Source organism: Pseudomonas sp. MF09150, assembly GCF_059862355.1.
The window spans coordinates 770,901-784,096 of the sequence record NZ_JCBCUS010000001.1; the positions used below are offsets into that span (position 1 = coordinate 770,901).

Sequence of the window (13,196 nt, forward strand, 5' to 3'; positions counted from 1 at the left end):
AATGTATCCATGACAATTTTTTGATTGTATCGGGAGCGGGTCATAGCATGCGCTTCATGCCACCCGTCATGCCACTGCAATCCTGACCTTGGCCCTGCCCTTTCCCTCCCTGCAATCGAGTGTGACCCTGATGGAACAGACATCGACCCCAACCCACCCGACTCTGGAAAAAACCTCCAGCGGCTGGCTCAACGGATTGATCGGCGTGATTATTTTCAGTGGCTCGCTGCCCGCGACCCGGGTCGCGGTGCTGGAGTTCGACCCGGTGTTTCTGACCGTCGCCCGGGCCACCATCGCCGGCCTCCTGGCGCTGTGCATGCTGCTTGCGTTCAAGCAGCCGCGCCCTGCCCGCAGCCAGGTGCTGCCGTTGTTGATTGTCGCCATCGGCGTGGTGCTGGGCTTTCCGCTATTGACCGCCCTGGCCCTGCAATATGTGACCTCCGCCCACTCCATCGTGTTTCTCGGCATGCTGCCCCTGGCGACGGCGGTGTTCGGCGTATTGCGCGGCGGCGAACGACCGCGTCCGGTGTTCTGGCTGTTCTCGATCCTGGGCAGCGCGCTGGTGATGGGTTTCGCCCTGTCCCAAGGCCTGAGCGCAGCGCCTGAAGGCGACATCCTGATGCTGTTGGCGGTGCTGATCTGTGGCCTGGGTTACGCCGAAGGCGCCCGCCTATCGCGCAGCCTGGGCGGCTGGCAGGTGATCTGCTGGGCGCTGGTGCTGGCCTTGCCGGTCATGGCCGGGGCCACCTGGCTGCTGGCCCCGGCCCGCTTTGCCGGCATCAGCCTGCCGGCCTGGCTGAGCCTGGGCTACGTGTCGCTGTTCAGCATGCTGATCGGCTTCGTGTTCTGGTATCGCGGCCTGGCCCAGGGCGGCATTGCCGCCGTCGGCCAGTTGCAGTTGCTGCAACCCTTCTTCGGCCTGGCGCTGGCCGCGACCCTGCTCCACGAACAGGTCAGCCTGGGCATGCTCGGGGTCACCGTGGCCGTGATCGCCTGCGTGGCCGGGGCCAAGCGGTTTTCCCGCTAGCCCGGCGCACCTTCGCGAGACTCAGGCGCGGCGCGCCAGCAACAGCACCGAGGCCGCCGCCGACAACAAGGCGGCGCAGCAGCGATTGAAGATGCGCTTGCCCGCGGGCTGGGCAAACCAGCGCCGCATGTACAGCCCCATAAAGGCGTAGCCACTGATGGCGATCCACTCCAGCACCAGGAACAACCCGCCCAGCACCAGGAACTGCGCAGAGATCGGTGCAGTCGGATCGACGAACTGCGGCAGGAACGCAGTGAAAATCAGGATGGCCTTGGGGTTGCCGATGGCCACCAGGAACTCCTGTCGCGCCAGGGCCAGCAACCCCAGGGACGCGGTGTTGCTCTCGGCCTCGACCCGGGTATCGGCACGCCATAACTGATACGCCAGGTACAACAGGTAGCCCGCACCGAGGATCTTGATCCCGTAGAACAGCAGCTCCGAGGCTTGCAGCACCACCGCCAGCCCGGCCGACGCCAGGGCGATCATCAGCGAAAACGCCAGCAGCCGACCCACGCCAGCCAGGCACGACGTGCGAAAGCCGTAGGTCGTGGCATTCCTGACCGACAGCAGGTTATTCGGCCCGGGGGCCATATTCAGGGCGAAGCAGGCCGGGAGGAACAGCGCCAGGGTGGCCAGGTTCATGGGAGCTCCAAGTGCAGGTGGGGTGACGGTTTTTAGTCAAGACCTGAAAACTTAAAGAGCATCCGGGCGCGATGCAAGCGCCAGTGCAAGCCACCCTTCCATAGTCCACCCCCCCATCACTCATTCAGGGTTTCGTTGGCCGCCCTGTGGGTTTTAACCAACCGCGCTTCAAACCGTTTTACGCTGCAGATCCAGCGTGGTGCCGATCAGTCGGGTGAAGATACTCAGCAACTCCATGGTCTCCGGGTTTTCCAGTTTTCTGGGCAACGCATCGAGGGCGCATAAGGTGCCGAAAACCGTGCCGTCGGCGAAAACGATCGGCAGTGAGATGTAGCTTTCAAAACCATGGTGCTTGGGCAGCGGGTGTTCGGAGAACACCGGGTCAAGGCTGGCGTGTTCGATCACGATCGGCTTGCGGGCCAGGCGCAGCTGATTGCACAGGGTGGCCTCGATCAAGAGTTCATCGCCCACATTCACGCCGAACTGCAATTCGTCATGCACCGCGCAGGCGACCCAATGGGTGTCGGTCATCTTGGAAATCGCGGCGAATCGCATACGGGTCAAACGGGTGGTCAGCCTCAGGATATTTGAGGTGACTTCTATTTCAGCAATCGCAGCCCGTTCTTCAGCGGTAAGATTTTTTATGACCAACACTCCTGACAATAATGGATAAAACACCCTCCCCCCGGCATGGACGCCATAGCGCCCCCTGAAAGTCCTGCGGTTGCCATCGGCCGCTTGCGGGTTGTGCCGAACCGCTCGAGGCATGACAGGCCAGTGCTATGAAATGATCGGCAACAGCACCCTCGGCTTGAGCCTGCTGCGACGAATGACCGGCTGCGTGCAAGACCCCGGGCGCCGGGGAGCGGTGATTTGGGATAGAAAGCGGGCGAGGGAAAAGGTTCAGGCTGGCCAGGTGCTAATCTGCCCGCCACATCCCGCCGCGAAACCTTGCCATGACCATTGCCGACAGCCTCCTGGCCTTCACCCTGGCCGCTACGCTCCTGACTATCACCCCCGGGCTCGACACCGCCCTGGTGCTGCGCACGGCCACGGTCGAAGGCAAGCGCCAGGCGATTCAGGCGGCCCTCGGGATCAACGCCGGCTGCCTGCTGTGGGGCGCGGCGGTGGCGTTTGGCCTGGGCGCATTGATCATGGTTTCCGAACTGGCCTACACCGCCCTCAAGTACTGCGGCGCGGCTTATCTGTGCTGGCTCGGGCTGAACATGCTGCTGGCGCCGCGCAGCACCATGGCGGCGGCCAAGACCCCGGGCCAGCGCGGCGCCAACTGGTTTCTCAAGGGCATGCTGGGCAATGTGCTCAACCCCAAGATCGGCATCTTCTATGTGTCATTCCTGCCGCAATTCATCCCCCAGGGCAGCCCACTGGTGCCGTGGACCTTTGGCCTGGTGGCCATCCATGTGGTGCTGGGGTTGGCCTGATCGCTGCTGTTGATCGGCGCCACCCGCCCGCTGAGTGCCGTCCTGCAACGAGCGCCGGTGATGCGCTGGATGGACCGCACCACCGGCACGCTGTTTCTGTTGTTCGCCGCGCGCCTGGCCTTCAGCAAACGCTGAGCCGCGGCCTCAAGCCCGGTCGGCGTCTGGTGCGGCGGCGTCGCTCAGGGTGGTTTGAAAGCGCCGGTCGAAATCCTCGGCCAGCTCGGCCAGGGTCACCCGCCCCAGGCGCTCGAGCAGCAGCGCCTGGGCCGCATCGAAGGCGTCGGTGAGGGCTGCATTCACCGCCTGCTCCACCAGGCACTCCGGGTGGTCGGTGGACAGGCCGATGGAGAAGATCGAGGTCGCGCCCAGTGCCTGGTGAATGTCCAGCAGGGTCATGTCGGCGAGGCTGCGGGTCAGGGTCCAGCCGCCCTGATGGCCTTTTTCGGAACGCACATAACCTTGCTCCTTGAGCAGCCCCATGGTCCGGCGCACCACCACCGGGTTGGTTCCGAGCATGCGGGCGATGGTCTCGGAAGTCGCGCATTGCTGGTGGCGGTCCATGTGGATCAGCACATGCAGCATGCGGGAAAGTCGGGTGTCGGTTCTCATCCTGTCCTCGTGGTCGGCCTGAATCGGGGCGGACCGAGTATCGCTTGCAACCAGTGAAGTTACGAGAGTGTTGACAGGCAACTTTCACGTAACTTACGGTGTGTCGTGAAATCCTTGAAGCCCTTCAAGGGACCCCACTGAAGGTGTATTGCATGGTGTACGACGTGATTATTGTGGGCGGCAGCTATGCCGGGCTGTCTGCCGGCTTGCAGTTGGCGCGGGCACGACGAACGCTGCTGGTGCTGGATTCGGCGCAACGGCGCAACCGTTTTGCCGGCAACTCCCACGGCTTTCTTGGCCAGGACGGACGCCCCGCCGCCGACATCGCCAACGATGCGCGCAACCAGTTGCTGGCCTACCCCACGGTGACCTGGGTCTCGGCAACCGCCAGCCATGGGCGCCAGGAAGCCGGGTTGTTCGAGGTCGACACCCTCGATGGCCAGCGCTACAGCGCCCGGCGGCTGATCCTCGCCAGTGGCGTGGTCGACGAACTGCCGGCAGTCGAAGGCCTGGCATCGCGCTGGGGTCAAAGCGTCTTCCACTGCCCCTACTGCCATGGCTATGAACTCGAGGGCGGGCCGATCGGCGTGCTGGCCAACTCCGAATTGGCCATGCATCACGCCCTGCTGCTGCCCGAATGGGGCCCCACCACGTTCTTTACCAATGGCGTGTTCGTGCCCGATGCCGAGCAACGGGCACAACTGGCCAAACGCGGGGTGACTCTGGAGGAGCAACGGCTGAGCCATATCAGCGGCGATCAGGCCGATGTGGTGCTGGTCGACCAGCGGGTGATCCGCCTCAAGGGCCTGTTCACCCAACCGCGCACCCACCTGGCCAGCCCTTTGGCCGAGCGCCTGGGCTGCGAGCTTGAAGCCGGGGCGATGGGCAGTTTCATCAAGACCGATGCCAGCCGCGAAACCAGCGTTGGCGGGGTGTTCGCTTGCGGCGATGCGGCGCTGGCGTTCGGCTCGGTGGCGATCGCCGTGGGGGATGGCGCCCGGGCCGGCGCGGCGACGCACCAATCGCTGGTGCTGCGCTAAGGCCCAGGTGCAACGCCGCCCGACACCGCAAGGCGTGGGCGGCGCAGGGGTTTACTCCTGGATCACCGAGTCGATTTCTTCGGCCATCAGCAGCGAATCACCCGAGTAGCGCTCGAACTTGACCCGACCAAAACCCGGGGCGTACCACGCTTCCATGCGCCCGCCTTCGAACTCTGCACTCAGGTGGCAGGTGTTGCTGAAGGTGCGGTCCTTGTAGTCGATCTTGGTCGGCAGGTCTTCGAAGCCGACAAAGGTGTAGTCGCTGAACCCTTCGTATTCCAGCGGGGTGCTGGTCTCGTCGGCATGGTTTTCCAGCTTGCCGCTGCCGCTGAGCTTGAACTTGGCGCCCGGCGCCGCCTTGCCCGGAAACTCCGGTGCCTTGCTGTAGGACTCGGTCATCAGCGGCGCCTTGGCGTCGCCGCCCATGGCGGAGATCCCGTAGCGCACGTTGCCCAGCAATTTGCGGCCGCTGGCGTCGTAGAAACTGGCGGAGCTGACGCCCCCTTCGGACTGGGTCACCGCAATCGCGTCCTGACCCATGAACTTGGCTTTTTCGATGCTGACCGTGGTGCCTTCGGCGCCGAAGGAAACACCTGGCTTGAGGCTGAAGCACGCGGCGAAATCAGGGGCAGCGCTGGCCTGGGAAGAAATGGCGACAGCGCCCAGAACGAACGCGGCACGCAGAAGTTGAGAAGACATTGATTTCCTTTCTTTGTCAGAACGAAACGGGTCCGTTGCGCACCCGAATCCTTGGGAATGGAGACTCCACACCCCAGGCGGAAAAAAGCCCGGGCGTGAGCGGCGCGGAATATAAACCACTTGTGCGGGCGCCGCCATGCGCACGTGGCACTTTGCCCCGGCGCTGAGGGCCGCGCTCAATCCATCAGCCGTTCGCGCAGGAACTCGATCAAGGCCTGCACCGGTCGAGAACCCTGGCGATGCTGGGGGTAGACCGCCGACAAAGTCAGGGGCTCGGGCTCGAAGTCTTCCAGCACCCGCACCAGGCGCCCATCCTGCAGCGCCTGACCGACGATAAAGGTCGGCAGGTAGGTGATGCCCAGGTCGGCAACGGCGGCGTCCTTGAGCAACTCGCCATTGTTGACCCGCATACGCCCGCCGACGTTGATGTTCATGGGCTTGCCCTTGACCTGGAAGCGCCACTGCACCTGGCGTCCATGACCATAGGGCAGGCAATCGTGGCCACTGAGTTGCTCGGGGTGTTGCGGCACGCCACGGCTGGCCAGGTAGCCCGGGCTGGCGCAGTAGACCCGCTGGATGGTGGCGATGCGGCGTGCGATCAGGGTCGAGTCTTCAAGCACACCGATGCGCAGCACCAGGTCATAACCTTCGCTGAGCAGGTCCACCGGACGGTCACTGAGGTCGACCTCCACCGATACCTGGGGGTAGCGCTGCAAAAACAGCGGCAACAGGCACCCCAGGTGCGCCAGGGCGAACGACAGCGGCGCACTCAGGCGCAGGGTGCCGCGCGGTTCGCTGTTCTGCCCGGCAATGCCCTGCTCCACCTCCTCGACCTCGCCCAGCAGGCGCAGCGCCGACTCGTAGTAGTTCTGGCCCAGGGGCGTGACGTCGAGGCGCCGCGTGGAGCGGTTGAGCAGGCGCACCCCCAGGCGTTCTTCGAGCTGCATCAGGCGGCGACTGACGAACTGCTTGGACAACCCCAGCTTGTCGGCCGCCGCGGTGAAGCTGCCGGAGTCCATCACCTGGCAAAAAATACGCATGTCTTCAAACGGGTTCATTGTCACGCCTCGGTTGACAGTCAAACGCTTTATAGCGGCTTTTTCACGATTAGGCATCAGATTAATCTGAGCACAGGTTGTCGCTGAGACCCTTCACATCACAGCGCAACCCATTGAATAAACAACTAAAAACTCAATTGATCGAAAGGATTGCCGCCCATGAACACTCTGCAAAAAGCCCTCGCCACCAGCCTCCTCGCCTTGTCCGTGAACAGCGCCTTCGCCGCTGGCAGCCCGGGGGTGGAGCACCAGACCCAGGCCTTCCTCGACGCCCTGGCCGCCGGGGGCGGCAAGCCGCTGGAACACCTGAGCCCCAGGGACGCCCGCGCAGTGCTCAGCGGGGCCCAGGCTTCGGTCAAGGTCGACCTGTCCGGGGTTGAGGTCAGTTCACGCAGCATTCAGGTAGCCGGGCAGCCGGTGCAGCTGAAAATAGTGCGCCCGGCCAAGGTCCGGGGCGAGCTGCCGGTGTTCATGTTCTTCCACGGTGGCGGCTGGGTGCTGGGGGATTACCCGACCCACGAACGCCTGATCCACGACCTGGTGCTGGGCTCCGGTGCCGTGGCGGTCTACGTCGACTACACCGCGTCGCCTGAAGCCCGGTACCCGACGGCGATCAATCAGGCCTACGCCGCCACCCGCTGGGTCGCCGAGCACGGCCGGGAAATCGGCGTCGACAGCCGTCGCCTGGCGGTGGCCGGCAACAGCGTCGGCGGCAATATGGCGGCGGTGGTGGCGCTGATGGCCAAGGAGCAGAAGACCCCGGACCTGCGCTTCCAACTGCTGCTGTGGCCGGTGACCAATGCGCGCTTCGACAGCCCGTCGTACCAGCAGTTTGCCGAGGGCCACTTCCTGACCAGGGGCATGATGAACTGGTTCTGGGACAGCTACACCAGCGACCCACAGCAACGCGCCGAGATCCACGCCTCGCCGCTGCAGGCCAGCATCGAACAGCTGCGCGGCCTGCCGCCGGCCCTGGTGCAGACCGCCGAGTTCGACGTGCTGCGCGATGAAGGCGAAGCCTATGCACGCAAGCTGGACAGTGCCGGAGTCGCGGTCACGGCGGTGCGCTACAACGGCATGATCCACGACTTCGGCCTGCTCAATCCGCTGAGCCGCATTCCCGAAGTCCAGGCCGCGGTCCGCCAGGCCGCCGCCGAACTCAAGGTGCACCTCAACTGAGCCATACCTGACGCCGGGCCGTCGACTTCGCGGTCGCCTGCCCGACTCCTCTCCTTTGCCCTCCTTCCGTGCGGTGCCGCCATGACTTTTCTCGCTCATCACCTGTTGCTCTGGAGTGCCTGCCTGCTGCTGGTGGACGCGCTGTTGTGGCACCTCGCGCCCTTCGCGCAGCGCCTGCCGCGGGTTGCCCTGCGCCTGGCGCTGTTTCTGGGGTACAGCGCGCTGATCATCAATGCCGGCGTCAGCCCGTTGCAGGCACAAGGCTGGCCCGACAACAACGTGCTGCAACTGGGCGCCACGGCGCTGGCAATCATCTGGTGGCTGTACGCCGCGCGGGTGCTGACCGAACTGATCGGCCTGGTGCTGATCCGCCGTATCGGCCACAGCGGCCGCCTGTTGCAGGACGTGATTGGCGCCCTGGTGTTCCTGGTGGCGATTGTCGCGGCGGCCGGGTATGTCCTGGAGCTGCCGGTCAAGGGCTTGCTGGCGACGTCCGGGGCCATGGCGATCATTGTCGGCCTGGCCCTGCAAAGCACCTTGAGCGATGTGTTCAGCGGCATCGTGCTCAACACCACCAAGCCGTATCAGGTGGATGACTGGATCATGATCGACGGCGTCGAAGGCAAGGTGCTGGACATCGACTGGCGCGCCACCCACCTGCTGACCAGCGTCGGCACCACGGCGGTGATTCCCAATTCGGTGGCGGCCAAGGCCAAGCTGGTCAACCTCAGCCGGCCGAGCAACCGGCACGGGGTGTCGATCAGCATCAAGGTGCCTAATCACATTCGTCCACGGCGGGTGCTGGATGCCCTGGAGCGGGCCTTGCAGGGCAGCAACAGCCTGCTGCTCGACCCGCCGCCCAAGGTGCTGCTGAAGGAGGCCGGCGAGAGCCTGTCGGAATATGTCGCCAGCGGGTTTATCGCCGAACTGGGGCAGAAGGGTCAGGTGCGCAATCAGTTGTTCGACCTGGCACACCGGCACCTGGAGGCCGCCGGCATTTCGCGCCAGCCCGAAGGTTTCGCCGAGCCCAGTTCCAGGGCCAGGGTGTTGCTGGATGAGGTGAAGGTCTTTCGTTCTCTGGATGGCCATGAACGGGACCTGATGGCCCAGGCCATGACGCCCCGGCAGTACGCCGCTGGCGAAGTGATCCTGGAACTGGGCGAAGTGCCCGAGGCCCTGCTGGTGATCGCCACCGGCGTGGTCAGTGCCACCGTGACCGAGGGCAACCGCCAGGTCGAAGCCGGACGCATGGGCCCCAGCGAGGTCATGGGCGAACAGAGCATCCTCGCCGACACCCCATCCCAGGCCCGCTTTACTGCGCTGACTTCCTGCATCGTCTACCGCCTGGACAAAACCCTGACCCGCGATTGCATGGCCCAGCGCAAAGAGGTGAACAGCGCCCTGAACAAACTCCAAGCCGTACGCCAGCAAAGCAGCCGCTCGGTGCTGTTGGGCAAACCCGTCGACACCCGCAAAAGCGGCTTTCTCGGCTGGCTGCAAAAACGCAATTGAGGATGGGCCGCTGGCTGGGCGCACCACCGGAGTTCACCTGCCATACGCGGCGCCTGTCAGCGCCAGCGTCCGAACGCGGCCCGAGCCTGCGGCAGCGGCTACAGCGGGCACAAAAAAACCGCTTGCCTGGGGTAGGCAAGCGGTTGGGGTCCGACGCTTACTTGGCGGTCAGCGCGGTGTAGCTGTTCATCAGGTTGCGGTAGTTGGGGATGCGCTGGGACAGCAGGTTGCCCAGGCCTTCGATGTCGTTGCGCCAGTCGCGGTGCAGTTCGCAGGCCACCGAGAACCAGTTCATCATCTGCGCGCCGGCCGCGGTCATGCGCGCCCAGGACGCCTGCTGCACGGTTTCGTTGAAGGTGCCGGACGCATCGGTCACCACGAACACATCAAAACCTTCCGCCAGCGCCGACAAGGTCGGGAACGCCACGCAGACGTCCGTCACCACCCCGGCGATGATCAGTTGCTTGCGCCCGGTGGCCTTGATCGCCTTGACGAAGTCTTCGTTGTCCCAGGCATTGATCTGGCCAGGGCGCGGAATGTATGGCGCATCCGGGAACATCTCTTTGAGCTCGGGCACGATCGGGCCGTTGGGGCCCTGCTCGAAGCTGGTGGTGAGGATGGTCGGCAGCTTGAAGAACTTGGCCAGGTCCGCCAGGGCCAGCACGTTGTTCTTGAACTCGTTGGGCGAGAAATCCTGCACCAGCGAGATCAGGCCGGTCTGGTGATCGACCAACAGCACCACTGCTTCATCTTTGTTCAAGCGTTTGTAAGTCATGGGTAACTCCTTTGGGGGTGCTTGGGTTCGGGGAATAGCGGATTCAAAAGGCAAAGCACGAGCAGCCGAACGCGCCCCAGAAACCCTGGAAGTCGCTGACCGGCACATTGGAAAGGCGCGCCCGCTCATGGCTGTGGGCATGCACGCCGCACGGGCCGCTGCACTGGTGCACCTGAGCCTGTAACGGCGAGGTCGGGCGCCAGTGGCCCGGGACCTTGACCACCGGCGACCAGTCCGGCAGCACCGGCACGCGGGTCGGCGCCAGGTCCTCGAAGTCACCGGCGCCGTACACCACCTTGCCGCCGACCACGGTCAGCACCGACTCGATCCACTTGATGGCCTCTTCGTCGACGCTGAAAAAGTCCGCCGACAGCGCTGCCACGTCCGCCAGTTGGCCGACCTTGATCTGGCCTTTCTTGCCCTGCTCCGAGGAGAACCAGGCGCTGCCGTGGGTGAACAGTTCCAGGGCAGTCAGGCGTGGCAGGCCCTCGGCGTGCAGCTCCAGGCCGCCGACGGTGCGCCCGCTGACCATCCAGTACAGCGAGGTCCAGGGGTTGTAGCTGGAGACCCGGGTGGCGTCGGTGCCCGCACCCACCGGCACGCCTTCGGCCAGCATGCGCTTGATCGGCGGCGTGGCCTCGGCGGCCTTGGCCCCGTAGCGCTCGACGAAGTATTCGCCCTGGAACGCCATGCGGTCCTGGATCGCAATGCCGCCGCCCAGGGCCCGCACGCGCTCGATGTTGTTCGGGGTGATGGTCTCGGCATGGTCGAAAAACCAGGGCAGGCCGTTGAACGGGATGTCGCGATTGACCTTCTCGAACACGTCGAGCATGCGCGAGATCGATTCGTCATAGGTGGCGTGCAGGCGGAACGGCCAGCGCTGCTCCACCAGATGGCGCACCACCGGCTCCAACTCCTGTTCCATGGTCAGCGGCAGGTCGGGACGGGGTTCGAGGAAGTCTTCGAAATCCGCCGCCGAAAACACCAGCATCTCGCCGGCACCGTTGTGCCGCAGGTAGTCGTCGCCCTGGTGCAGGGTGACGCTGCCGGTCCAGTTCTTGAAGTCGCTGAGCTCTTCCTTGGGCTTCTGGGTGAACAGGTTGTAGGCGATGCGCACCGTCAGTTGCTGGTCCTTGGCCAACTGCTCGATCACCGCGTAGTCGTCGGGGTAGTTCTGGAAACCGCCACCGGCGTCGATGGCGCTGGTCAGGCCCAGGCGGTTGAGCTCGCGCATGAATTGCCGGGTCGAGTTGACCTGGTACTCCAGGGGCAGCTTGGGCCCCTTGGCCAGGGTCGAATACAGGATCATCGCGTTGGGCCGCGCCACCAGCATGCCGGTGGGATTGCCGTTGCTGTCGCGCACGATCTCGCCGCCGGGCGGGTTCGGCGTGTCTTTGGTGTAGCCCGCGACGCGCAGGGCGGCGCGGTTGAGCAAGGCCCGGTCATACAGGTGCAGGACGAACACCGGGGTGTCGGGGGCGGCCTGGTTCAGTTCTTCCAGGGTCGGCATGCGTTTTTCGGCGAACTGGAATTCGTTCCAGCCGCCGACCACCCGCACCCACTGCGGGGTCGGCGTGCGGTCGGCCTGATCCTTGAGCATGCGCAAGGCATCGGCCAGGGACGGCACGCCTTCCCAGCGCAGCTCCAGGTTGTAGTTGAGGCCGCCGCGAATCAGGTGCAGGTGCGAGTCGTTGAGCCCGGGGATGACCGTGCGGCCCTTGAGGTCGATGACCTGAGTGCCACTGCCGCGCAGGGCCATGGCCTGGGCGTCGGTGCCCACGGCGACAAAGCGCCCCTGGCTGATGGCGACGGCACTGGCCCGGGGATTTTCGCGGTCCACGGTATGGAATTGGCCATTGAACAGAATCAGATCGGCGTTCATCGGGTTTCCTTGTAAAGGTGATGAGGCAAAAGACAGCCGTGGCCAGAAAGCCGCCGCGGCGCTGAGCAACGAGCCGGCCGCCAGTAGCTGGCGCCGCCGTGGATCGCTCGGGTCATCCTTGCTGGCCATGCTCGGGCTCCAGGTGTTCATGGGCGCTGGAAGCCTGCAGCCAGGGCGCGAACAGCCGGGTGGCGGCCGGCATCAACAGGTAGACCACCAGCAACACGATAGTCAGGGTCACCACAAAGGTGCTGACCAGGTAATTGGAAAGCCAGGGATGCAGGCGCAGCACCGGGCCCCAGAGCAGCGGGATCAGCAGGGTCAGCGGCAGGATCACGCACAGGGTCACCACCGCCTGCTTCCAGCGCGGCGGCGGTGTCGCGGCGTCGGCCAGGGGGGCGAACCAGAATTCATTGAGCGCGGCGACCTCGGTCTGGTCGCCATCGGCCAGCATCGGTGCGGCCTGGTTGATCAGTGCCAGGCGTTGCGGCGAGTCGAGCCAGCGCTGCATGGCTTCGGTCGAGCAAAAGCGCAGCACGCAGGTGAAGTGCGCCAGCCCGCCCAGCCGGCCGCGAACCACATCCACCCCCAAATGCCCCGGCCATTGCCCGGCCACCCGCACAATGCCGCGCAGCCAGGCTTCGTAGTCCGCCTCGTGGCCGGCCTTGATCCGGTGCTTGACCACCAGGGTCACGACTTCATCCAGGCCCGGCCGCGGCTGGGGCATAGAGGGTTCGGCAATTTGCTCAGACATGGCGCAGTACTCCACTGAAACGTGAATTGAGCGCCAGACGCCCGGGGCCGGCGATCAGCACGCTGGTAAACAGGATCAGCAACAGCCAGGCGAACTGGCCCTGTTCCAGGCTCCAATCCGGGTGCACCAGCAGCAGCGCCACCGCCAACAGCAGCAACACCGGCAGGCAGGCCAGGCGCACCAGGACACCGGCCACGATCAACAGCGGGCACAGCACTTCGGCGAAAATCGCCAGGGACAGGGTCAGGTCGGCGCCGAGGTGGAACGGATCCTCGATGCGCGACAATTCGGCGCTGTAGTGCAGCCACTTGGGCAAGCCGTGGACCCACAGCAGAAACAGCGCGGCACTGACCCGCAGGAACAACAGGCCAAAGTCCTGGGCCCGCGCCTCACCGGTTGAGCGCGTCATTGCTCGAACACCATTGGATACCCCTCCCCGGGCCGCGTTGTTTGATCGAGCGCCCAGTGTGCGACCCGTTGCCGCAGAAAAATTGCATGTACGTGCTCTCTTTCCGAGGGCTGAATCAGCAAGGATGACCTCGCCCTCCGTAGCCGCTGCCGAGGCACGAGGCTGCGC

The 13,196-nt window shown here is 64.7% G+C and carries 13 protein-coding genes and 1 pseudogene; 5 read left to right on the top strand and 9 right to left on the bottom strand.

Features of this window, described 5'->3' with window-relative positions; all coding sequences use genetic code 11:
* Positions 1–130 precede the first annotated feature (130 nt).
* Positions 131–1,027 carry a DMT family transporter gene (locus AC19YX_RS03080; protein WP_078471389.1) on the top strand — a complete coding sequence of 299 codons (897 nt, stop codon included), beginning with the start codon at positions 131–133 and terminating at the stop codon, positions 1,025–1,027.
* A gap of 21 nt (positions 1,028–1,048) precedes the next feature.
* Here the strand turns inward: AC19YX_RS03080 and AC19YX_RS03085 are convergent, their stop codons facing one another.
* Together AC19YX_RS03085 and AC19YX_RS03090 are read right to left on the bottom strand one after the other, a co-directional pair.
* Positions 1,049–1,669 carry a LysE family translocator gene (locus AC19YX_RS03085; protein ID WP_500605636.1) on the bottom strand — a complete coding sequence of 207 codons (621 nt, stop codon included), beginning with the start codon at positions 1,667–1,669 and terminating at the stop codon, positions 1,049–1,051.
* Positions 1,670–1,837: 168 nt separating this feature from the next.
* On the bottom strand, positions 1,838–2,347 hold the full coding sequence (locus AC19YX_RS03090) for a GAF domain-containing protein (RefSeq protein WP_500605637.1): 510 nt from the start codon (positions 2,345–2,347) through the stop codon (positions 1,838–1,840).
* A gap of 278 nt (positions 2,348–2,625) precedes the next feature.
* Between AC19YX_RS03090 and AC19YX_RS03095 the strand changes: the two are divergent.
* Positions 2,626–3,246, top strand: a pseudogene (locus tag AC19YX_RS03095) (LysE family translocator).
* Positions 3,247–3,255: 9 nt separating this feature from the next.
* Here the strand turns inward: AC19YX_RS03095 and AC19YX_RS03100 are convergent.
* Positions 3,256–3,720, bottom strand: coding sequence for an Rrf2 family transcriptional regulator (locus AC19YX_RS03100; RefSeq protein ID WP_421547067.1), 465 nt, complete (start codon positions 3,718–3,720; stop codon positions 3,256–3,258).
* 152 nt (positions 3,721–3,872) lie between these two features.
* On the opposite strand from AC19YX_RS03100, the gene AC19YX_RS03105 reads away from it, so the two are divergent.
* Positions 3,873–4,760 (top strand): NAD(P)/FAD-dependent oxidoreductase, encoded by an 888-nt coding sequence (locus tag AC19YX_RS03105; RefSeq protein WP_500605638.1) that lies wholly within the window; start codon positions 3,873–3,875, stop codon positions 4,758–4,760.
* A gap of 51 nt (positions 4,761–4,811) precedes the next feature.
* Here AC19YX_RS03105 and AC19YX_RS03110 read toward each other — a convergent pair whose 3' ends face one another.
* The gene (locus AC19YX_RS03110; RefSeq protein WP_078471395.1) at positions 4,812–5,459 is read right to left on the bottom strand and encodes a hypothetical protein; all 648 of its coding nucleotides are present in this window, start codon (positions 5,457–5,459) and stop codon (positions 4,812–4,814) included.
* A 176-nt stretch (positions 5,460–5,635) separates the two neighbouring features.
* Positions 5,636–6,517 carry a LysR family transcriptional regulator gene (locus tag AC19YX_RS03115; RefSeq protein WP_078471396.1) on the bottom strand — a complete coding sequence of 294 codons (882 nt, stop codon included), beginning with the start codon at positions 6,515–6,517 and terminating at the stop codon, positions 5,636–5,638.
* Between the two features lie 159 nt (positions 6,518–6,676).
* On the opposite strand from AC19YX_RS03115, the gene AC19YX_RS03120 reads away from it, so the two are divergent.
* Positions 6,677–7,696 (top strand): alpha/beta hydrolase, encoded by a 1,020-nt coding sequence (locus tag AC19YX_RS03120; protein WP_500605639.1) that lies wholly within the window; start codon positions 6,677–6,679, stop codon positions 7,694–7,696.
* Between the two features lie 81 nt (positions 7,697–7,777).
* A complete protein-coding gene (locus AC19YX_RS03125) occupies positions 7,778–9,208 on the top strand; it encodes a mechanosensitive ion channel family protein (RefSeq protein WP_201130668.1) in 1,431 nt (476 codons plus the stop codon).
* Between the two features lie 157 nt (positions 9,209–9,365).
* Here the strand turns inward: AC19YX_RS03125 and ycaC are convergent, their stop codons facing one another.
* The 4 genes from ycaC to AC19YX_RS03145 all read right to left on the bottom strand — a co-directional run bounded on the left by ycaC (position 9,366) and on the right by AC19YX_RS03145 (position 13,028).
* A complete protein-coding gene (ycaC, locus tag AC19YX_RS03130) occupies positions 9,366–9,983 on the bottom strand; it encodes an isochorismate family cysteine hydrolase YcaC (RefSeq protein WP_078471399.1) in 618 nt (205 codons plus the stop codon).
* Positions 9,984–10,026: 43 nt separating this feature from the next.
* Complete coding sequence (locus tag AC19YX_RS03135) at positions 10,027–11,865, bottom strand: amidohydrolase (protein ID WP_078471400.1); 1,839 nt, start codon at positions 11,863–11,865, stop codon at positions 10,027–10,029.
* 112 nt (positions 11,866–11,977) lie between these two features.
* Positions 11,978–12,619 (bottom strand): antibiotic biosynthesis monooxygenase, encoded by a 642-nt coding sequence (locus tag AC19YX_RS03140; protein WP_201130667.1) that lies wholly within the window; start codon positions 12,617–12,619, stop codon positions 11,978–11,980.
* Positions 12,612–13,028, bottom strand: coding sequence for a DoxX family protein (locus AC19YX_RS03145; RefSeq protein ID WP_201130666.1), 417 nt, complete (start codon positions 13,026–13,028; stop codon positions 12,612–12,614). The genes AC19YX_RS03140 and AC19YX_RS03145 overlap by 8 nt, the downstream gene beginning before the upstream one ends.
* Positions 13,029–13,196 lie beyond the last annotated feature (168 nt).